The sequence below is a fragment of the Bacillus sp. 1735sda2 genome (genome assembly GCF_024159245.1).
GTDB classification, from domain to species: domain Bacteria; phylum Bacillota; class Bacilli; order Bacillales; family Bacillaceae; genus Bacillus; species Bacillus pumilus_O.
Genome location: NZ_JAMYWZ010000001.1, coordinates 1,955,435 through 1,976,633, shown reverse-complemented (window position 1 = coordinate 1,976,633; position 21,199 = coordinate 1,955,435). Strand labels below are relative to the sequence as shown.

Sequence of the window (21,199 nt, the reverse complement as noted above, 5' to 3'; positions counted from 1 at the left end):
CTTTATATCAATCGCCGCCATAAAACCGTTATCGCGGATAATCCATTTAACAGGAGCCTTTTCATCAAAGGCTTTTTTTTCTGTCCATAAGCGTTCGTCTGGTAGACAGTTCGATCTTTAGCAACGAGATAACTATAGGCAATTTTTCGTTCAATTGCTTGTGTAAGTGATAACGCAAACGGGGCACTGTCAATGACCAAAATTGACTCAGTGTTTAAAAAACTAGACCTCGCATCTAAGTTATATGTCCCAATAATACTCAAATAATCATCAATCACCATTGATTTCGCATGAATGGAATATGGACCTTCGTATTCATACAAATGAACGCCTGTTTTCATCAATTCCTTTTTTGTACTTAAATATCCAGCAAAGGCTAATGGATTTGGCGTCGCCGTAAGAGAATTCGTCACCACTGTCGTCTGGATCTCATTAGGTAAGGGAGTGAGTCCGGATTTCATCGGGCGTGTTGGAATGACATAAGGCGTCTGTATGAGCACAGAACGCTTTGCCCGGTGCGCAAGATCGTTCAGTTTTTTCAGCACAAGTGGCCGCTTATTAAACCGTTCCACAGGATTTGTAAAAAAGGCAATCTGTTTCACAGAAGTGGTATCTGCTGCCCAATTAAAAGACGACATCACAAAAGGTTCTTTCGTGCGCACGGCTTCTTGGTATGATCTGAGCAGCTGTTTTCTTAGCTTTAACCCTTTTTTTGCTTTTGCCTTGGAAAACACATCTTTTGTTCTTTTCGTAAAATCATGATTCCATAAATAAACGAAATATTGCTCCATTTCATCTAACACTTTTCCTTTTTTTGCGTTATAGAGCAGCACATCTCGGTCAAAAGCAAAGTCTTTCGGCGGCTGATCTGCAAAGTATTTATCACCAATATTTCTTCCGCCCATCACAGCCACTCGGCCATCTGCTAGTATTAGCTTATCGTGTAGCCGATTATGCCACGTCCATGGTTTGAACAAACGAAAGGGCTCATAAAAACGAATCGCCATATTAGGGTGATTTGCTACCGCATAGCGTAAATGCTTCAGCGGCCCGCGCAAACTGTGACAGATGCCATCTAACAACAATTGCACTTTCACACCTCGATCAGCTGCTTCAATTAAAGCACCTAATGTCCACTCGGCTGTTTTTCCCTTTTGAATAGAGTAGTAACTGAGGCGGATGATCTTCTTTGCCTCACGAATCATTTGGACCCTCACCTGACCAGATTCAAACCCGTCGTCAAGAAGCATCACTTGATTTGTCCCCTGATCGTCTCCTGAGATAGAAGAGGCTTTATAAATGCAATGTTCTTTGCATGTTTTTCGAACCGGTAAGTAAAACAAAACAAATGCGGTCAAAAATACATAGACAACATAAAGAAGGATGAGATAAAACAAAAGATGAAGCATCATGATCAGCTCCTTTCACACAGACACAACTTTTCCTTAGTGTATGTCAAAATTCAAATTTCACTCATTTTGGCTATCTAATAAAATATATGACAAAAGAATCAGCTTGTTTTTATTGGGTAATTAATTATAGTATGAAATGAGTAAGGGGGAATCGAATTGAATGAACCACTATTTAACATTCCAAGCGAAGTATATCAAACATTAAGTGAAACAGAACGTTATTTACTCCATTATATTCACCAGCATTTAGAGGATATCTCCACCTTATCCATCGTCACATTGAGTGAAAGGGCGAATGTGTCGACAGCCACAATTGTCAGACTGATGAAAAAAATTGGCTACAATGGCTATACATCCTTTAAATATCGATTGAAACAAGAAAAGAAAATGACGGATGCAAGCGACCAGCTCAAAAATATTGATGAAGACATCAAACTAGCGATTCGGAAAAATGAAGAAGAGGTTTTAAAGACGATCCAGCTGCAAAGTATTGGGCAAATTGAAGATGCCGTTCAAAAAATACATAATGCCGAGAAAATTTATATTTTCGGTAGAGGCTTCTCAGAAATGATTGCCAAAGAAATGACCATTAAATTACAGCTCATCGGAAAAACATGCGAAGTGCACGACGACCCGAATATCATTCGGCTGAAATCAAGAGACATCGATAAAAACGAACTTGCGATCTTTGTTTCATTAAATGGTGAAACAGCAGAGCTCGTTGAAGCGTGTCAAAATCTTAGCATGAAGCAAGTCACGACCATTACCGTCACAACAAGAATAGATTCTACATTAAGTAAAATATCAGATATGACTCTAGTCGGATATAAAGGCGAACAGTCTTTCTTTCCAGATTATGAGGTCAGATCGCGCCTGTCTCTTCATGTCATCGCCCGCATTTTACTAGATGCCTACGTGATTCGAATGAAATAACCGATAAAAAAGCCTTCGAGACTTTGATCTGGAAGGCTTTTTATGATGAAAACCTTTACACAATCTGAAAACATTTTCACTCCAGCGTATGAGATACTTTCTTTAGAGAAAAGAAAGAAGGTGAAACCAATTGATATATACCTGCACCTTAAATCCTGCGATTGACCTATATATTGCATTAAAAGAAATGAAGGCAAATGCAGTCAACCGCACAGAAGATGAAGATTATCAGCCAAATGGCAAGGGAGTCAATGTCTCCATTATGCTAAAGAAATATGGATTCACAAGCACTGCATTAGGATTTATTGCTGGGTTTTCAGGCTCTTATATTGAACAATCCTTAAAGGACCTTTCTATTCAAACTGATTTTATCTCAGTTGAAGGAATTACACGCATTAATGTTTTTATTAATACAACAGAAGAATACAAGCTCGTGAACCAAGGACCGGCGATTGAAGAAAAAGCACTTCACGCCTTTCGTGAAAAAATAGCGGCCATCCCGCAGGGGGACATCCTGATTATGTCAGGCAGCCTGCCAAAGGGCGTACCAGCCAGCATTTTTTCAGAAGTAGCAGCTATTTGTCATCAGAACAACGTGAAGTTTATTTTAGACACAAGCTCCGCGGCAGTTCTTGAGACACTTCAATACAAGCCTTATTTATTAAAACCGAATGAAGAAGAAATCGCTACTTTTTTCGGCAAAACACATCCTATGTCAGAAAAAGAACTCATTCAATCAGGAGAAAAACTCATTGAGATGGGTGCAGAGCAAGTGCTGATTTCCCGCGGGGGAGAAGGGGCTTTGTTCATTACGAAAGACGCTGTCTTAAAAGGAAACGCGCCAACAGGCACTGTGGTAAACACAGCTTGCTCTGGAGATGCAATGCTCGCAGCCTTTCTTAGTAAACAGCTTGAAGGTCATTCACTGGAAGAATGCTTACGTTACGGCATTGCAACAGGCGCATCTACTGCATTTTCTAAAGGCTTAAGTGATTTACATGACATTCATTCATTAATTGATCAAGTACACATTGACAAGATATAAGGGGGAATAGACATGAGCCGCAAAAAAATAGTCGCTGCAACTGGCTGTCCAACAGGCATTGCACACACGTTTATGGCAGCTGAGGCATTAAAAATAGCTGCTGAGCAACTAGGGGTAGACATCAAAGTCGAAACGCACGGTCAAGTAGGAATTGAAAACGCTTTAACTGATCAAGACATTCTGGAGGCAGACGGGGTCATTGTCGCAGCTGACAAAGATGTGAATACAGATCGTTTTCACGGCAAACCACTGATTGAAGTGCCTGTAGCGAAGGGAATCCGCACGCCAAATGAATTGATCCAAGGCATTATCAATGGAGAAGCGCCCGTTCATCAAGTGAAAGGAAGAGCTTCTGGAACAGAAAAAACATCTGCGCCTTCACCATCTCAACAAAAGTCGTCGAATAAGTGGATACACACCATCTACAAACATTTAATGAACGGTGTATCACACATGCTTCCATTTGTTGTTGGGGGCGGGGTCTTAATTGCTTTATCTTTTCTATTCGGTATTTACTCAGCTGATCCTCAGCATGAAACGTATCATCCGTTTGCTGCCTACTTGAAAAATATTGGCGGACTCGGCTTTAGCTTAATGGTGCCTATTTTAGCAGCATTTATCGCTGATTCAATCGCCAAACGCCCAGGGATGGTTGTCGGATTTATCGGCGGCTTGCTTGCAAACGATGGAGGCGCTGGATTCTTAGGTGGTATTATCGCAGGTTTTGCAGCAGGGTATATTATCGTACTTCTTCAATTCCTACTTCAAAAATTACCTGCATCACTTGATGGATTAAAATCAATCTTCATCTATCCTGTCATTGGTATTTTCTTAATTGGGGCTGTGATGACACCTCTATTAGTTCCAATCACAGGCTTAAATAATTCATTAATGGATTTTCTTTCAGCAGTTCAATCCACGAATCCACTGCTCTTAGGTTTAATTGTTGGAGCGATGTGTGGATTTGATATGGGAGGACCTTTTAACAAAGCAGCCTATGTTACAGGAACGGCTTTACTTGCAGAAGGTAACCTTTACTTCATGGCAGGTGTGTCAGCAGCATGTATCACACCGCCACTTATCATTGCGATTGCCACAACGATTTTCCGAAAACATTTCACACCGCAAGAACGAAATGCAGGGGCGATCAACTATATTCTAGGAGCGACACATATAACAGAAGGGGCCATCCCATTTGCAGCCAAAAACCCAGTCGTTGTCCTGCCAATTATCATGTTTGGTTCCGCCATCTCTGCTATATTGACGTATCTCTTTGGCGTACAGGTTCCAGCTCCGCATGGCGGGTTCCTTGTCCTTCTAGTCGTCACAGGTGCATTCCAGTGGGTCCTATCCATACTGATCGGATCACTTGTAGGTGCGATTCTATACGGACTTTATCGTAAAAAAATAGACAAACCCGCAGTTTAATAGGGAGGAAGAGAAATGATGGAACATATTTATATGAATCTTCATGAAACCGCGTCGTCACAGGCTGGCGTTTTCGCAGCCATTGCTGACATTGCTTACAAAGCAGGTATTTGTACATCACCAGAGGATGTTAAAAAAGGCTTAGCTGAAAGAGAAGCACTGAGCACAACTGGATTTCAAGATGGATTTGCGATTCCGCATACACAAACAGACGCCATCACAAAACCAGCACTCGTGATCGTACGCACGGAAACAGGTATTGAATGGGACGCTTTTGATGGGAAGCCTTGCTTTTTCTTCTTATCCTTACTGATCCCCAAAAGTGAAGCAGGGACCACTCATCTAAAGGCTCTTTCTGCCCTTTCTCGAGGATTAATGGATGAAGCGAAACGCCAAAAGCTGCTAGAAACAAGAACAAATGAAGACATGCTGACTGTTTTAGAAACAGATATTTTAACGAGAGAGGATGTTTGATCATGCCTTTACTATCAACAACACCAATGCTTGAGACTGCGAAAAAAGAAAAATACGGAATCGTTGCATTCAACGTACATTCCTTTGACAGTATTTATTGGGTGCTCGAAACGGCCGCAGAATTAAAATCACCTGTCATATTGCAAACAACGGTTGGAACCGTTCAATCTCTTGGAGCAAAAGCGATTGCAGATACAGTCAAGGCTGCGGCTGATCAATATCAAATACCAATCGGCCTGCACCTCGATCACTGTACGGATTTTGATGTGATTCTCACCTGTATTCGAGCGGGATATACATCTGTCATGATCGATGCATCGATGCACTCATATGAAGAAAATGTTCGCCGCACAAAAGAAGTGGTAGACCTCGCATTAAAAGTAGGGGTAAATGTTGAAGCAGAATTAGGTAAGGTAGGCGGTGTCGAAGATGATATCGTTGTCGATGAAAAGGATGCTGAAAAAGCCATTCCATCAGAATGCCGTCAATTTGTAGAAGAAACTGGTGTACCAACTTTAGCGCCTGCAATTGGTACGGCACACGGCATTTATAAAGGGGTGCCGGATATTGACTTTGACCGTATTGAACAAATTGCATCGCTTGTTGATGTTCCCCTTGTGCTGCACGGCGGTTCCGCTGTTCCGGATGAAGACGTCAGACGATGTGTGGCTCTTGGTATGGCAAAGGTCAATGTCTCTACTGAATTAAAAAATGCGTACTCTGAAGCCATCCGTGACCATTTCTCAAACGAACCGGAAAGCTTAGATCCACGGATGTATTTACAAAAAGCAAAACAAGCAGCAAAAGATATGGTCACATCGAAAATACGTATCGTAGGCAGTGAGGGTAAAGCCCATCCTCTCTATCAGTGAAACAAAAAAGCAGAGCCACTTAAGCTCTGCTTTTTCACATTATTCGTTTTCTTTCATTTCATTTGAAGTGCGTACACGTGCATTTCCCATAAACAGGACCGTAATTGCTGCAAGGGCAATAGGGAATAACGCAATCAAAAATACGTACGTAATACTTTGGGACATCGCATCGATGACTTTATTTAAAATATCAGACGGAATTTGTGAACGGGCACCTTCTTGGAAAATGGCTTGTGGATCGCCTATTTGAGAAGAGGCTCCTTTCATTCCGCTAAAGGCATCTGCTAAGCGATTCGATAGGACATTGGTTTGAATCGTCCCAAAAATCGTGACACCAAGTGTCATCCCTAGTGATCTCATAAATGAATTGGTCGAGTTGGCACTGCCTCGGTAACGAGGGGCAAGATCATTCATTGAAGCTGACGGCAGAAGGGAGAAGCTGAAGCCGACACCAAAGCCTGATATCATCATAAAGATTGTGAGCCAAAGTCTAGCTGTATCAGGTGACATATTGGCAAGCAGCAGCATTCCAGCGAAAAATGAGATAACAGAGATCGCCATAAGACGTCTGAAAGGCACTTTCGTCTGCATCGTTCCACCAATCATACTGCCAATGACAGACCCAATCATCATCGGCGTTAAAATGAATCCTGCACTTGTCGCAGATTCGCCGTACACCGCCTGAACGAAAATAGGAATGAAGACGGCAAGAATAATAAATGTTCCGCCATATAAGAACGCCAAAATTTGAGATGTCGCAAATAAACGATTTTTAAACATCCAAAATGAAATAATCGGTTCCTCCGCTTTACGCTCAACAATAAAGAAGATAGTACCGAACACAAGAAATACAGCAAAAAGTGTGAGGATTTGCACTGAATCCCACGCATAAGATTTACCGCCAAGCTCAAGAGCGAACATCAAGCTCACAACCGCCACGACAAGTGTGATAGCACCTGACCAGTCAATTTTCTGCTTCCGATGTTCCAGCGATTCCCGGTAGTATCTGGCAATCAAGAACACACTAACAATACCGATTGGTACGTTAATATAGAAAACCCAGTGCCAACCGATCGAATCTGTGATAATAGCTCCTAAAAGTGGTCCTAGTACACTCGATAAACCAAACACTGCACCAAACATACCGGACATTTTTCCGCGCTTTTCAGGCGGGAAGATATCAAAGATGATTGTAAACGCGATTGGAAGAAGGGCACCGCCTCCAAGCCCTTGAATGGCTCGGTAAATAATGAGTTGATCCATCGTTTGTGCGATACCGCACAGCGCAGATCCAATTAAAAAGAAAATAAGTCCAAACAGAAAAAAACGCTTTCGACCATACATATCAGAAAGCTTTCCATAAATCGGCATTCCAGCCATTACTGCCACCATATAAGAAGCCGTCACCCAAGCAAATTTATCAAAACTGCCCAAATCTGCTACGATGCTTCCCATCGCTGTTGCAACAATGGTATTATCCATCGCTGCCATGAAAATTCCTAACAGCAAACCGATGACAACAAAGCGAGTGGATGCCTTACCTTTATCCACATGATTCATTTCATTTACCCCCTGCTTACGTTCTCTTCTTATTTTTGCTATGATCAACTTAAATATAAAGTAAGAGAACATTTATCTTGATGATCAAGATAATTTATTTTAAAGGGAGGAGAACAAGTTGTCAATAAAGAACGACGCAGAAGACAAAGCAGACCTGATCATCCATACAATGAGGCGTCTCGCCACACGAACGGTTTTATTCCACCAAGCGGCCGCACAATCCCTTGGCCTTTTTACAACAGACCTGAAATCAGCCGATTTATTAAACGAACTTGGTCCTCTCACAGCAGGAGAATTAAGTGAAAAAACAGGTCTTAGCTCCGGTGCGGTCACTGCTCTGATTGACCGCCTTGAAAAAGCGGGCTACGCCAAAAGAGAAAAGGACCCAAAAGATAAACGAAGAGTTATCATCGTTCCATTAACGGCAGGGAAATCACAAGTAAAAGAACTCTTTCAATCTTTATCGGCTTCGACTAAACAGCTCACAAACGAATACAAACGAAAAGAATTAGACTTAATCATTCAATTTATTAACGAAGCAGCAGATATTATGGACCAAGAGCTACAATTGCTTAAGTCTAAATCGTAAGAGAGCACGATGTTAAGGATATGCTTTTCTTTGAAATAAAATAGAGAGAATACGAATCTGATCATTTACATATTAAGTACTGTTTTTGTATCTATATTCCTATTTAATGACAAACTTTGTATTGGTAAAATTGACCTTGTCAATGAATAGGAAGGAGTGAATTCTTCTGGGGAAGATACTTGATGCAAAAGCACTAACAAATGCCATGGACGCAAGGGCAAAACACTATCAGGAACTACGAGAACAAATGGTCGATTTAAAAAAGACACTTCAAGGCATGGCAAACCTCGGTGATGATTTTACGGGTAAAGGTGCCGATAACATTAAAAGCTTCTACAAAGAGCTCGCCGGAAATGTAGACATGTTTATCAGCTTCATTGATAAGCAAAAAGCCTTTCATGAAGGTGTCTCTGGAACACTGGATGATACAAACTTTGGCGGCGATACCTTTGTAGAAGAACACTTTTTAGATAACGCAGTACATATGGGCATCAAAAACGCCAAAAGCATTGTAAAGGATCAAAAAAAGGCGCTTAAGACCATTTTTCAAGACATCGACGACCTCATTTCTCTAGAAGTATTTGATAGTCAAACCTTTGATGAAAAAATTGCAGATGCGGAAGACGAGCGAAAAAAGACAGTAAAAGATCTAAGAGAGCTTGATCAAAATTTAAAAGATGAATATGCTTTGTCAGAAACGGAGCAGCAAGCTACAATGGCATTGTACGCAGAAATGATAAACGCGACAAATGATGGAAAAGCGATTTCTCCAATGAATTTTGACAAGAAAGCGTATCAAAATAGCGAAATCTACAAGGCAAAAAGCGATATTGAGAGACAAACTTCTGAATATCTGAAAATCAAAAAAGAACAAGAAGAAGCCCGCGAGATCGCGAAGGAACAAGAAGCACTCGCAAATCGTCCTTGGTATGAAAAAGCCCTCGATTATGGTGGAAATATCGTCAATGAACTGACAGGCGTAAACGATGCAAAACGCGCCGCAACAGGCGTTGACCCGATCACAGGCGAAGAACTCACCGCAGGACAGCGCGTTGCCGCAGGCGGCATGGCAGCCGCAGGATATATTCCAATCGTCGGCTGGGCAGGACGCATTTTCAAAGGCGGAAAAGCCGTCTATAAAACGACCCAAGCCACCTCAGCCGCAGTCAGAGCAGTCGACATCTACAAAACATCGCAAAAATCCTTTGACGCCCTAAAAATATCGCAAAAAGGTTTATATGGTCTCACCGCCACCAACGGCTTCAGCGAAGCAATTACAGGCCGAGACATGTTTGGAAACAAGATCTCGAAGGAACAGCAGGAAGCCAGTATGAATGCGGCGCTAGGAATGCTTTTGCCGTTTGGGGCGAAAGGGTATCATGGGAAGATGGGAATTATGGGTAGGGAAAAAGTTAAGTACTCATCTAGCTTAGAAGATCATATAAGAAAAGTTGATACCAATGTTCCAAGGAGAAGAGGAATTGGTGGGGCGCATAACAAAGATGAATTTATGAAAAATGATGTAAATATATTAAATGTTAAGAAGCATGATGCTTTGCCAGGAGTGGAAAAAATAACTTACCAAGTTTCTTCTTTAGATGCTAAAACAGGGCAAAAAATTGGATGGAAGGCAAAGCCATTTGATAAAACTGTTTATGATCCTAAGTTAATTTCTGATGAAGATTTTATTAAACGAGGAAAAGAAGCTGTAAATAATGCTTCTTCAAAAGGTGTTTTAGGGAGAGAATGGGAAGGTTATGATGGACAAGGTATAAAATGGAGAGGTTATACAGATAAGGATGGGGCAGTTACCTCGTTTTATCCTGAATTATAGGTGGGGGGATTCAGATAGTATGTTAAAAAAAATTTCAGAAACTCAAATGTTAAGAGAAGAACATTTTCCTGTGGTGGCTTTTTTTAATGCCATTACTGATGATAGCTTTGTAAATATTGTTCAGCATTTATCTACGGGAGTAGGTTATGGAATTAACGATGTTGATTGCACATTTCCAAATGATCTGGAACCCGACGAGGAGCCCTTTCATGGAGTACTATTTGCACTTCATGATGATGAGGTTATTGTTGATTATCAAACATTCTACTATTATCTTGAGCAAGCCTGTAACACGTACATTACAGAGTATCCTCAGGATAAGAAACCTATTAGTGAGGTGTTAAGGAAGGTATTTGAAAAATATAGATTGGCCAATTGACAAAAGCAACCTCTGAAAATTGTAGAGCAACTAAGGAATTAATGAGTAGAATGATTAAAGACAATATAATTAATCTAATTGATAATTTATAGTCTAAATAATAAATTGGGACTTAAATTACTATCAAATTTATGAATAAGTTAGAATTAAATGAGAAGGAAAATAAAACTCGAAGTCCCTGTATTCAACATTCATCCTTTAAGAATAACTGAAGGTTGGATTGTACGTTATAATAATTTTAGGGAAATTGACCCTAAAAAGTTAGAAACAGAAGATGATAGATGGTTTATGTTCACTGAAGGTTTATTACAACTTTATCATGAGAAATCATCAATAACATTGGATTTAGGTTGGTATCCCGATATATCTTCTGATGGTAACTACCTTGTTCTATTAGTTAAACATACAGATAGGGACAATCCTATTGAGGAATTCAACTCGGATGACTATACCAAAGTGATTGATTTTATAGAATTCCATTTGAAAGAAATTACATCCAACTGGTGGAAATAAATAGTAGATACTTAATTACTAACAAATTAACATCGCTAGTTTCTTCAATTTTACTCGTTTATGATCAATTTTTTGGGCTGTAGGTACTCGAATGTGTGCTCAGAGTAATTTGATAATTAGGGGACTCAATATGTTTAAAGAATTAGATAATCTTTTATCTGCTGATACAACAGTAGATTCATGGTATGGTGAAGGGTGTTTGATTGCTAGTGAGATACTCTCTGATTTTAGCCTAAACGACTGGGAAGAACTATCAAATCAGGTACTTAATAAACCAATAGAGTGGCAGCGTAAAATCGCTTATTGTCTGGACAATGAGTGCAATGAATATGAGTTAAATATTTTAATAGATTTGTTGAATACTAATGATAACGAATTATTTGAGATTTGTATTGATACTTTGAGAAGCTTCCCAATTGAAGAAGGCAAGAAATTGATATTGAAGCAACCTCAAATTTTAGAACGTGTAAATCGTGTATTGGCTACTACGAATTCACCAGTAAAAGTAGTTCTTCAAGTCTTTCTTTCAAAAATGAATTCAAATTAGATCATTTTTAATGAGATTACGCAAAAAAACTTTGATCGGCTTAATGCCTTTCAAGGTTTTTTGTGTTATTGGACTTCAAATTGAGAAAAAAACGACCAAAAAGGGGATGGGGACCATCGCATGATAAAGACCAGTAAAAGTAGGCGCTTACAGCTTTTATAGGGAGCTTTTTTGAATGAGGGGGGATACTTTACATCTGTTTCTTTGATATAGATCAGAAATTCCTTTGCAGAAGTATAGATGTTAAACAATGAAATAGCAGGACATTTATATAAAAGACGAATCAACAAGCCACTTTAACAGCGAACTTCTTCATAAGAGAATGAAGTTGGTACAATAAACAGAAAATCATCCTCTAATAATACATAGAGAATGCTGCTCTGTTTAGAAGGGGGATGCGTTCATTTTAAATGATTTGTTTGTTGTAAACGATTTTCGACAAAAAGGGGAGGTAAGCAATTGATGAAAAAAGCATTTTCATTCGCAAACGAAATATGCTTTGTCAGAGACGGATCAGCAAGCTACAATGGCATTGTACACTGAAATGATTGCAACAAAATGACGTAACAGCAATTCCTACGGATTTTGACAAGAAAGCCATTAAAAAAATATATTTTAGATAAAGGAGGTAATTGTATTGAATTCTTATGATGAAGATCTAATAAAGGATTTGGGATTAAAAGATCTTCTTAAATATGTCAAAGTAAATAAAAAACCAAAAATTTTTTTAGATTTAATAGAACAAAAATTCGATTTTGCTGGTTCAAAAATAGATTGGTTACAAACCAATAAACATCATAGTAAGAGCTCAAATCATGAATCGTTACTTTCTGATGCTCTTCTATTTATAACTGAATTAAAAGAGAGATATTTAGCTAATAACTTACAAGTAATTTACATAGGGGATAACCTTACAGAGTTTGGTTACCAGTTTGAATTAAGACATCTAGAAGAGTTACTAGTCTATTTTTTAGATATCCCGCAGCACCACTACTTTATATCATTAGAAGGCGATTGGTGTATTTGTATTTCATTTGAAGACTATTTGGATTTTGGATTTAGTTTAAACAAAAAATAATTTTGAGCGTCACATATAGTAAAAATAAAAGATGATAAGAACCTTGATTGGCTTTATACCATTCAAGGTTTTTTGTGTTTATTGTTCCTCAAACACGTAAAAGAAGAGAAAGGTCTCTTTGTATAAAAGCCTGAAAGCTCACTTAAATGGTGTGTTTATCTATGAGAAGAGCACACAATCACTGCACAGCACGTGCTGAAAACATTTGGGCTTCTTTCACGCATGGGAGTTGATTAGACTTATAACCAAAGAGAAGAAGGGAGGAATTCCAACTGCACTTAACCAGAAGGGGCACGACGTTACTATCAATGCTGATTCACACGACATCTTATTTATCAATTGAAGATTTACAGAATCGACTGAATGTCTCTACTCGAACCGTCTACTCTGAAATCAAACGCATGAATAGCTGGCTGGAAACGCATCAGCTTAGCAGCGTTCAGCGAAAAGATCAACTTGGCTACTACTTACACCCACATGAAAAAGAAGTCATTATTCAAAAAGCTGACACCATTCTTGTCGGTCACGATTACGAACTATGTGTAAAGGAAAGAAGAGCGATCCTGCTCTTATCGATTGCATGCAATGAGAAATATATAAAAATAGATGACTTGATGAAGCTCACCAAAGTGAGCAGAAATACACTGCTTGAAGATATGAAACAGCTAAAAGAAGCACTTTCAAAGCAGCAGCTCACGCTTCACTATCAGGCAGCCTGTGGCTATTTGATTTCAGGAGAAGAAAGAGCGATTCGATTGGCTCTGAAACCTTATATTCATTCCATTCGCACCATGATAAAAAACGAAAAAGCGTTTTCATCTTTTTGGTTAAAGGGGCCCATTTCATATAACAGGTTAAAACATCTCCTCGAGCAGTCAGAACAAGAGCTTAAGCTCGAGTTTGCTGATGACATGCTGGATCAGCTGTCTTTGGATCTCTTTTTCTACTTTAAGCGGATGAAGCTAGGACATGATATACACCTTTCAAACGAAGAAAAGCGTACATTACAGGAAACTGATGAATGCTTGGCGGCGATTCGGTTTATGGCACGAATTCAAAAAGAAACGGGTCTTCAAATTCATGATGATGAAATCTATTTTCTTAGCACGCTATGGCTCAGCGCCAAGAAACAAAAGCTTCCATCAACTCAAAATCCAGAGGAGCATCTCATTCGCACCATTGCTCGACAAATGATTTTTGATTTTCAGCGGTATGCATGTATCTCCTTTGAAGAGTACGAAGCCTTGGAGCAAAACTTAACCATGCATCTCATCCCTGCCTATTACAGACTCATCTATCACATTGATATCAACAATGAATTAACAGAATCTATTAAAAAAACACAGCCAGAGGTGTTTGACATCACTCAAAAGGTCGTATGCCATTTAGAAAAGGCGACCTGCTCTAAGATAAGTGAGCATGAAATTGCTTACATAGCGATGCATTTTGGTGGTTGGATGAGAAGAGAAGGGATTTCGCCAATTGTGCGGCGTTCTGCATACATTGTTTGCGGGGAAGGAATTGGCACAAGTCACATGCTGAAAACACAACTTATCGAATTGATCGGTTATATCGAAGTGCGTGATCTATTATCGAAGCGGTCATATGAAGAAATGTCATCTATTGATGTCGACTTTGTTGTGTCCACAACACCTATATCGTTTAAAGGAAAACCAGTTCATCTCGTTCATCCTATTTTAACTGCCTATGAGAAAAAAACATTACTTCAATACGGGAACGGCTTAGAAACGAAGGTTGACGAGCAGCATATGAACGCTTTATTCAACATCATTCAACAGCATACCATCGTAAAAAATGAAAAAGCACTGCTTCGAGATCTGAAAGAGCTACTTCATCCCGCATATGTATCCCATCAGAAAGGGTGGAAACCAGTGTTAAACGATTTATTAACAGAAAACACAATTGATCTCCAACAAACAGCAGAAACGTGGCAAGAAGCCATCTCAAAAGCAGCGCAGCCTTTACTCGATCAAAACGCCATTCAGAAAAGTTATGTGGAGGCCATGATTCAATCCGTTGATCAAAATGGACCTTATATTGTCATTGCACCACAGGTAGCCATTCCACATGCTAGACCAGAGGACGGCGTCAACGAATTAAGCATGTCACTCATGACATTCGAACAGCCTGTTTTTTTCTCTAAGGATGAAAAAAAACGGGTACGTCTCATCATCGTGCTAGCAGCCATTGACAGTATCACTCACCTGAAAGCACTCAAACAACTGACCATGCTGTTAAGTGATGAAAAACGGAGGAAACAACTGATTGAAGCAAAGGATTTAGCATCGGTGCAAAAACTAGTTGATCAATTTTCACAACAATAAAGGAGGAAAAAGAGAATGAAAAAAATTCTTGTTGTATGCGGAAACGGATTAGGAAGCAGCTTTATCGTAGAAATGAATGTCAAGAAAGCATTAGAAGAGTTAGGGCTTGTAGCTGAAGTGGATCATACCGATCTCAGCACAAGTAAAAATGAACTGGCTGATCTATATATCGGAGCAACAGACATTATCGATCAGCTGGATGACGGCATAAGACAGGTTGCTGGATTACATAACTTGTTAGACCAGGAAGCCATTAAAGACGTCCTTCGCAAACACATATAAGCCACGAAAAAAGGGGGATTCACATCATGATAGAACTGATCATGAACGATATATTGGGTACACCAGCCATTCTCATTGGTTTGTTTGCACTGGCCGGTTTACTTTTGCAGAAAAAATCAGCCGCAGATACCGTGTCAGGCACCTTCAAAACAACCATGGGTTTTGTCATATTAGGAGCAGGCGCCACAGTCGTGTCTGATTCACTTGGGGTTTTCCGGAAAATGTTTGAAGCAGCCTTTCACATTCAAGGGGTTGTGCCAAATACAGATGCCATGGCAGCTATTGCTCAAAAAGAATTCGGGACACAGACAGCTCTCATTATGATTTTTGGCATGCTGGTCAATTTGCTATTGGCAAAATTCACCCCCTTTAAATATGTTTTTTTAACAGGACACCATACCTTGTATATGGCTGCTATGCTCGCAGTCGTTCTATCGACAGCGGGAATGGAGGGACCGTTTCTTGTCACCGCCGGTTCAATCATATTAGGGACAGCTATGGTCATTGCACCCGCTATTCTTCAGCCATTCACAAGGAAAGTCACTGGAAGCGATGATCTAGCGCTTGGACACTTCAGTACCTTCGGTTATTTTACAGCTGGAATGATCGGAAAATGGATCGGTCGTCCAGAGAAATCAACAGAAACCATTCAAGTGCCTAAATCACTCGGCTTTCTACGAGATACATCTGTGGCCATTTCAATCACGATGGCTTTGCTCTTCTTTGCAATTGCACCATTTGCTGGAATTTCTTTTATAGAACAAATGAGTGGCGGCACAAACTTCGCTGTCTTCATTCTCATTCAAGCGATTACCTTTGCTGCTGGTGTTTACATTATTTTAGCCGGGGTGCGGATGGCAATCGGTGAAATCGTGCCTGCTTTCAAAGGAATTGCCGATCGTTTTGTGAAAGGGGCAAAACCGGCACTAGACGCACCAACCGTTTTTCCATTTGCTCCAAATGCAGTCATTATCGGTTTTTTATGCAGCTTTGCGGGAGGCATCGTATCTATTTTTCTTTTACCATTGTTTGGTTTAACTGTCATTGTTCCTGGTCTTGTCCCGCACTTTTTTTGCGGTGCTACAGCAGGAGTGTACGGCAATGCAACAGGAGGGGTGAGAGGTGCTATCGCTGGGGCATTTGTGAATGGGTTGCTCCTTTCCTTTTTACCTGCTTGTTTATTGCCTGTGTTAGGAACCCTTGGTTTTGAAGGGACAACTTTTGGAGATACAGACTTTGGTATCATCGGAATCTTGATTGGACTGATCAAGTTTGTATTTCAACTGTAAAAAGGAGGATTCTGAGAATGTCAGCCATTTTTTCACCGTCACTGATGTGCATGGATTTAACGCACTTCCGCGAACATATTCATATTCTGAACACAAGAGCAGATCGATATCATGTCGATGTCATGGATGGTCATTACGTGAAAAATATCACCTTATCACCTTTTTTTATAGAACAGCTTCGAAAACTGACAGACAAACCAATTGATGTGCATCTTATGGCGGAATCCCCCCAAGAATTTTTAATCGATGCCTGCATTGATGCAGGCGCAAGCATGGTCTGCTTACACCCAGAGGTCGTGCAAAGAGACGTTTTTAGGATCATTCAGCATATCCATCAAAGAGACTGCGAGGTTGGCTTTGTCTTAAATCCCGCCTCACCAATTGCAGTGTTAGATTCTTACCTGCATTTAATAGACCGAGTGACGATCATGACGATTGATCCAGGCTTTGCAGGACAGCCTTTTATTAAAGAAATGCTACAGAAAATTAAACAGGTGAAAGAGGTAAAAGAGAAGAAAGGATACTCATTTTCAATTGAAGTAGACGGCTCCTGTAATGAGCACACGTTCCGGCAGCTTGCTGAAGCTGGAAATGAGATCTATATTATCGGCAACTCAGGTTTATTCGGACTTCACCAGCAACTCGATACGGCTTGGGAGACAATGAAGCAATTGTTTTCAAAAGAAACAGCCTCAATTGAATCACATTAGTAAAAGAGGATGAAACAATCCTCTTTTTTTACGCAATTTTACTAAAACATCACTTCTAACCAAAAAACAAAGAAAAAAACCACAAATTCACACTTGAAAGCGCTTTACCAACATGGTATCCTTCAAATATCTTTAGTAAATATTTAGTCAAAAAACAAGAGGAGTTTGCCTATGACCACACTCAAAGATATTGCTCATGATGCAAAAGTGTCCGTTTCTACTGTATCCCGTGTGTTAAATGGCGATCAAACCCTTGCCGTTTCTCACGCAACAAGACAAAACATCCTCGATATTGCAAAGAAGTTAAACTATACCCCCGTGAGAGCAAGAAAAGCCGATCAATCAGAGGAAAAAAGCCCACCTGAATCCCCAATCATCGGTATCGTTGTCGCTCAATCCATTGACGAAGAATTAAATGATCCCTTTTTTTCATCGATTCGAAAAGGAATTGAAAAAGAATATGCCAAACAAGGGCTGTCCACCCTCCATACCTTTCGCCTGAGAAGCATGGATCAAGAGGCGATGCTAAAGGATATTGATGGTTTGATTGTCATTGGCCGAATCAGTCCTGATACGGTTGAAAAAATGACAAATCGAATGGAACATATTGTTTTTATCAATCATTATGCGGATGAGGATTTGTATGATTGCGTACATGTTGATTTTGTCAGAGCGGCAGATCGAGCAATTCGCCATTTGCAATCGCTTGGCTATACACATTTAGGCTATATTGGTGGAAAGGAGCGAGAGCATTATTTCGAAGGGAATGCTGTGATTGAGGACGAAAGACAAACAACGTTTATGAAAAGAATGCAAGAAGTAGGTGGTCTTCATCTTGATGACATCCATATCGGGGAATACTCCATGCAAGAAGGCTATACGCTCATGCAGCAGGCCATTAAAAAAGGAAACCTGCCACAAGCCTTTTTTATCGGAAGTGATTCAATGGCGATCGGTGCAATGCGCGCGCTCAACGAAGCCGGTCTACGTGTACCTTCAGATGTATCCATCGTTGGGTTTAATGACATTGAAGCGGCTTCATTTTCAAGTCCGCCACTTACAACCGTCAAAGTATATACAGAAGAAATGGGGGAAGTCGGTCTGAAGCTTTTGCTTGAGAGAATAAACGGCAGAAAGCTTCCTCTAAAAGTCGTCGTGCCAACAAAACTCATCGAACGGGGCAGCACATGTCTCGTCCATGAAAGGGGGTGAACCCGCGATTTCAGCAAACAAAAAAGAGACAAAAAAGCAGAAAGCAAGCTGCTTCGCACGATGGCCAGATCATGCGAAGAACAAGGCAGCCTACCGGTATGCTCTCTTATCTCTTTGAAAAGAATAGAATTCCAGTATAATAGACTTCTTTTGTTTCAGCAACTGCATGAATTCTACCGATTATCGTCTGAATTTTCAGTGATCAAAAGGAGGAAACCATGAATAAAAAAATGCTACTGACTGCGGTCTTTGTCTTGACCATTCTTTTGTCTGCTTGTGGCAATAACGGTACGTCCGAAGCAAACGGAAAGGTCACACTGACGCTCTTTTCGACGATGAGCAATAGCGGGGAAAGAAAAGCGTTTGAAGAAGTGATTCGAGCGTTTGAAAAAGAGCATCCACATCTTCGAATCGATGCTAACTTCCCAGGCAACAGCTATGAAGATACGATCCGTGTCAAAATGGGGGCAAATGATATGCCAGATCTGTTTGACACTCATGGCTGGGCAAAACTCCGCTATAGCGAGTATGTCGCTGATTTAAAAGAGATGAATTGGGTGGAACAACTTGATCCTTCACTCGATCAAATTTTAAAGGATCAAGATGGCAAAGTATACGCGTATCCGCTGAATCAAGCAAAAGATGGGATTAGCTTTAATGCCAATCTATTAAAGGACTATGACATTGAGGTTCCTAGAACACTCGATGAATTTAAATCGGCTTTGCTGACGGTGAAAGAAAAAAGTAAAGGAGAGGTTGTGCCGCTCTGGATACCAGGAGGAGACAACTCAAATATCGCCCAAGTCTTTGATGAACTCATTGAAGCACATGGTGAGATGCTCCCGCATTTTGCAGATCCGAATCAATACGCCGCATCAACCAACTTATAGAAATAAACCACCCTCTACCTGATGCAATGCGCATCAGGTTTTTTTATGCTGCAAAAAGAGGATTGACTGAAAGCGTTTTTAATATTATGATTTTTCTAAAGTTAACCAGAAGTTAATCAAAAATATACCATGAATGAATCACATCCAGGCATCATTTCTCACAAACCAATGGATGGGCGTCAGCCTTTCACACGTTAGAGCAAGCTTTTATCACAACGTAAACCAAAACGACAATAATATTTGACAAAAAGTGTATACAGATGGACGCCCGTTAGATGAGACAATGACAACTAAACACATCCTATAAGCATGACACATTTTTTCATAAAAAGGAGAGAGGGAACATGACCAAAACAGATGTACAAATGTTGAAAAATTATATTGGCGGACAATGGATTGAGGCAGAAACTAGTCAAACAGAGGCAGTATATAACCCAGCTACTGGCAAGATCATCGCAGAAGTGCCGCTTTCAACAAAAAAAGATGTCGAACATGCGGTACAGGCAGCACAAGAAGCATTTTCCAATTGGTCGAAAACTCCCGTTCCCCGCCGTGCACGCATTTTATTTAAATACCAACAGTTACTCGTTGACAAATGGGATGAGCTAGCTGAACTCGTAACGATGGAAAACGGAAAAAGCATCACAGAAGCAAAAGGAGAGGTGCAGCGCGGGATTGAATGTGTCGAATTTGCCGCTGGTGCACCAACCTTAATGATGGGAAAACAATTACCAGATATCGCATCTGGACTCGAATCTGGCATGTACCGCTATCCAATTGGCGTCATCGGCGGAATTACACCCTTTAACTTTCCGATGATGGTTCCTTGCTGGATGTTCCCAATTGCCATTGCCTGCGGAAATACGTTTGTTTTAAAACCTTCAGAGCGCACGCCGATTCTTGCCGCACGATTAGCCGAATTATTTGAAGAAGCAGGTCTTCCAAAAGGGGTTCTCAACATTGTCAATGGAGCTCATGATGTCGTCAATGGTCTGCTTGAACACCAAAAGGTCAAAGCCATTTCATTTGTCGGCTCTCAGCCAGTTGCAGAATACGTCTATAAAAAAGGCACAGAGCATGGCAAACGTGTCCAAGCACTTGCAGGAGCAAAAAATCACTCCATTGTCCTCAAAGATGCAGATTTAGACGCAGCAACGAAACAAATCATTGGTGCTGCCTTTGGATCAGCAGGAGAGCGCTGCATGGCCGCGGCCGTTGTCGCAGTAGAAAAAGAAGTGGCAGATGATCTCATTCAAAAATTAGTGGATGAATCGAACGAGCTTGTCATTGGAAACGGAATAAAAGAAGAGGTCTTTCTTGGTCCAGTCATTCGAGAGGAACATAAGGAGCGAACGCTTCAATACATTCAGTCAGGAATTGAAGAAGGCGCAAGTCTCATTCGAGATGGCAGGAAAGATCACGAAACAAATGGAAAAGGGTATTTCGTTGGACCAACGATCTTTGACCATGTGACAAATCAAATGAAAATTTGGCAGGACGAGATTTTCGCCCCAGTCTTATCAATTGTACGTGTCTCTTCACTGACAGAAGCGATCGACCTGTCCAATCAATCAAAATTTGCGAACGGTGCCTGCCTGTACACTGACAGTGCATCAAGCATTAGAGAATTTCGCGAAAACATCGAAGCAGGGATGCTCGGCGTCAATATTGGTGTTCCCGCACCAATGGCATTTTTCCCGTTTTCCGGCTGGAAGGATTCTTTCTACGGGGATTTGCACGCCAATGGAACAGACGGAGTGGAGTTTTACACAAGAAAAAAGATGGTGACCGCTCGTTATATGTGATC

20 protein-coding genes are annotated in these 21,199 nt (G+C 40.5%); 18 read left to right on the top strand and 2 right to left on the bottom strand.

The window, feature by feature from the left end; genetic code table 11:
- Positions 1-2: 2 nt before the first annotated feature.
- Positions 3-1,409, bottom strand: a complete 1,407-nt coding sequence (locus NKR21_RS10210; RefSeq protein ID WP_041815589.1) for a phospholipase D-like domain-containing protein — start codon at positions 1,407-1,409, stop codon at positions 3-5.
- Positions 1,410-1,568: 159 nt separating this feature from the next.
- Between NKR21_RS10210 and NKR21_RS10205 the strand changes: the two genes are divergently transcribed.
- From NKR21_RS10205 to NKR21_RS10185, 5 genes are all read left to right on the top strand, one after another.
- Entirely contained in the window at positions 1,569-2,345 is a 777-nt protein-coding gene (locus tag NKR21_RS10205; protein ID WP_012010170.1) for a MurR/RpiR family transcriptional regulator, read from the top strand.
- Positions 2,346-2,475: 130 nt separating this feature from the next.
- Positions 2,476-3,390 (top strand): 1-phosphofructokinase, encoded by a 915-nt coding sequence (gene pfkB, locus NKR21_RS10200; protein WP_144456501.1) that lies wholly within the window; start codon positions 2,476-2,478, stop codon positions 3,388-3,390.
- Between the two features lie 12 nt (positions 3,391-3,402).
- A complete protein-coding gene (locus NKR21_RS10195) occupies positions 3,403-4,818 on the top strand; it encodes a PTS fructose transporter subunit IIC (RefSeq protein ID WP_144456503.1) in 1,416 nt (471 codons plus the stop codon).
- Between the two features lie 15 nt (positions 4,819-4,833).
- Complete coding sequence (locus NKR21_RS10190; protein WP_012010167.1) at positions 4,834-5,292, top strand: PTS sugar transporter subunit IIA; 459 nt, start codon at positions 4,834-4,836, stop codon at positions 5,290-5,292.
- 2 nt (positions 5,293-5,294) lie between these two features.
- Positions 5,295-6,164, top strand: a complete 870-nt coding sequence (locus NKR21_RS10185) for a class II fructose-bisphosphate aldolase (protein WP_003210866.1) — start codon at positions 5,295-5,297, stop codon at positions 6,162-6,164.
- Positions 6,165-6,203: 39 nt separating this feature from the next.
- Here the strand turns inward: NKR21_RS10185 and NKR21_RS10180 are convergent, their stop codons facing one another.
- Positions 6,204-7,724 carry an MDR family MFS transporter gene (locus NKR21_RS10180; RefSeq protein ID WP_144456505.1) on the bottom strand — a complete coding sequence of 507 codons (1,521 nt, stop codon included), beginning with the start codon at positions 7,722-7,724 and terminating at the stop codon, positions 6,204-6,206.
- Positions 7,725-7,842: 118 nt separating this feature from the next.
- Here NKR21_RS10180 and NKR21_RS10175 point away from each other — a divergent pair, with 118 nt between their 5' ends.
- From NKR21_RS10175 to NKR21_RS10115, 13 genes are all read left to right on the top strand, one after another.
- Positions 7,843-8,313 (top strand): MarR family winged helix-turn-helix transcriptional regulator, encoded by a 471-nt coding sequence (locus tag NKR21_RS10175; RefSeq protein ID WP_144456507.1) that lies wholly within the window; start codon positions 7,843-7,845, stop codon positions 8,311-8,313.
- 205 nt (positions 8,314-8,518) lie between these two features.
- Entirely contained in the window at positions 8,519-10,147 is a 1,629-nt protein-coding gene (locus NKR21_RS10170) for a T7SS effector LXG polymorphic toxin (RefSeq protein ID WP_186299640.1), read from the top strand.
- Positions 10,148-10,166: 19 nt separating this feature from the next.
- Positions 10,167-10,526 carry a ribonuclease toxin immunity protein CdiI gene (cdiI, locus tag NKR21_RS10165; RefSeq protein WP_253602509.1) on the top strand — a complete coding sequence of 120 codons (360 nt, stop codon included), beginning with the start codon at positions 10,167-10,169 and terminating at the stop codon, positions 10,524-10,526.
- Between the two features lie 150 nt (positions 10,527-10,676).
- Positions 10,677-11,039 (top strand): hypothetical protein, encoded by a 363-nt coding sequence (locus NKR21_RS10160; protein WP_144456511.1) that lies wholly within the window; start codon positions 10,677-10,679, stop codon positions 11,037-11,039.
- A gap of 130 nt (positions 11,040-11,169) precedes the next feature.
- On the top strand, positions 11,170-11,586 hold the full coding sequence (locus NKR21_RS10155; protein WP_144456513.1) for a hypothetical protein: 417 nt from the start codon (positions 11,170-11,172) through the stop codon (positions 11,584-11,586).
- A 637-nt stretch (positions 11,587-12,223) separates the two neighbouring features.
- Positions 12,224-12,664, top strand: coding sequence for a rhs-associated protein (locus NKR21_RS10150; protein WP_144456515.1), 441 nt, complete (start codon positions 12,224-12,226; stop codon positions 12,662-12,664).
- A 272-nt stretch (positions 12,665-12,936) separates the two neighbouring features.
- Positions 12,937-15,009, top strand: a complete 2,073-nt coding sequence (locus NKR21_RS10145; protein WP_260851716.1) for a BglG family transcription antiterminator — start codon at positions 12,937-12,939, stop codon at positions 15,007-15,009.
- A gap of 15 nt (positions 15,010-15,024) precedes the next feature.
- Positions 15,025-15,291, top strand: a complete 267-nt coding sequence (locus NKR21_RS10140; protein ID WP_012010156.1) for a PTS sugar transporter subunit IIB — start codon at positions 15,025-15,027, stop codon at positions 15,289-15,291.
- Positions 15,292-15,317: 26 nt separating this feature from the next.
- On the top strand, positions 15,318-16,580 hold the full coding sequence (locus NKR21_RS10135; protein WP_144456519.1) for a PTS ascorbate transporter subunit IIC: 1,263 nt from the start codon (positions 15,318-15,320) through the stop codon (positions 16,578-16,580).
- 17 nt (positions 16,581-16,597) lie between these two features.
- Positions 16,598-17,290 carry a D-allulose 6-phosphate 3-epimerase gene (gene alsE / locus NKR21_RS10130; protein WP_144456521.1) on the top strand — a complete coding sequence of 231 codons (693 nt, stop codon included), beginning with the start codon at positions 16,598-16,600 and terminating at the stop codon, positions 17,288-17,290.
- A 171-nt stretch (positions 17,291-17,461) separates the two neighbouring features.
- A complete protein-coding gene (locus NKR21_RS10125; RefSeq protein ID WP_144456523.1) occupies positions 17,462-18,502 on the top strand; it encodes a LacI family DNA-binding transcriptional regulator in 1,041 nt (346 codons plus the stop codon).
- A 218-nt stretch (positions 18,503-18,720) separates the two neighbouring features.
- Positions 18,721-19,392: an ABC transporter substrate-binding protein gene (locus tag NKR21_RS10120; protein WP_253602508.1), complete on the top strand. Its 672-nt coding sequence runs from the start codon at positions 18,721-18,723 to the stop codon at positions 19,390-19,392.
- A 344-nt stretch (positions 19,393-19,736) separates the two neighbouring features.
- Complete coding sequence (locus NKR21_RS10115; RefSeq protein ID WP_144456525.1) at positions 19,737-21,197, top strand: CoA-acylating methylmalonate-semialdehyde dehydrogenase; 1,461 nt, start codon at positions 19,737-19,739, stop codon at positions 21,195-21,197.
- Positions 21,198-21,199: the final 2 nt, after the last annotated feature.

What these genes read in the sequence shown, in the direction of transcription:
- NKR21_RS10210 (WP_041815589.1), bottom strand. Translation starts at nt 1,409, where the DNA reads ATGCTTCATCTTTTGTTTTATCTCATCCTTCTTTATGTTGTCTATGTA.
- NKR21_RS10185 (WP_003210866.1), top strand. Translation starts at nt 5,295, where the DNA reads ATGCCTTTACTATCAACAACACCAATGCTTGAGACTGCGAAAAAAGAA.
- NKR21_RS10125 (WP_144456523.1), top strand. Translation starts at nt 17,462, where the DNA reads ATGACCACACTCAAAGATATTGCTCATGATGCAAAAGTGTCCGTTTCT.
- NKR21_RS10135 (WP_144456519.1), top strand. Translation starts at nt 15,318, where the DNA reads ATGATAGAACTGATCATGAACGATATATTGGGTACACCAGCCATTCTC.
- NKR21_RS10160 (WP_144456511.1), top strand. Translation starts at nt 10,677, where the DNA reads ATGAGAAGGAAAATAAAACTCGAAGTCCCTGTATTCAACATTCATCCT.
- NKR21_RS10195 (WP_144456503.1), top strand. Translation starts at nt 3,403, where the DNA reads ATGAGCCGCAAAAAAATAGTCGCTGCAACTGGCTGTCCAACAGGCATT.
- NKR21_RS10115 (WP_144456525.1), top strand. Translation starts at nt 19,737, where the DNA reads ATGACCAAAACAGATGTACAAATGTTGAAAAATTATATTGGCGGACAA.
- cdiI (WP_253602509.1), top strand. Translation starts at nt 10,167, where the DNA reads ATGTTAAAAAAAATTTCAGAAACTCAAATGTTAAGAGAAGAACATTTT.
- NKR21_RS10155 (WP_144456513.1), top strand. Translation starts at nt 11,170, where the DNA reads ATGTTTAAAGAATTAGATAATCTTTTATCTGCTGATACAACAGTAGAT.
- NKR21_RS10190 (WP_012010167.1), top strand. Translation starts at nt 4,834, where the DNA reads ATGATGGAACATATTTATATGAATCTTCATGAAACCGCGTCGTCACAG.
- alsE (WP_144456521.1), top strand. Translation starts at nt 16,598, where the DNA reads ATGTCAGCCATTTTTTCACCGTCACTGATGTGCATGGATTTAACGCAC.
- NKR21_RS10140 (WP_012010156.1), top strand. Translation starts at nt 15,025, where the DNA reads ATGAAAAAAATTCTTGTTGTATGCGGAAACGGATTAGGAAGCAGCTTT.
- NKR21_RS10170 (WP_186299640.1), top strand. Translation starts at nt 8,519, where the DNA reads ATGGACGCAAGGGCAAAACACTATCAGGAACTACGAGAACAAATGGTC.
- NKR21_RS10180 (WP_144456505.1), bottom strand. Translation starts at nt 7,724, where the DNA reads ATGAATCATGTGGATAAAGGTAAGGCATCCACTCGCTTTGTTGTCATC.
- NKR21_RS10120 (WP_253602508.1), top strand. Translation starts at nt 18,721, where the DNA reads ATGAATAAAAAAATGCTACTGACTGCGGTCTTTGTCTTGACCATTCTT.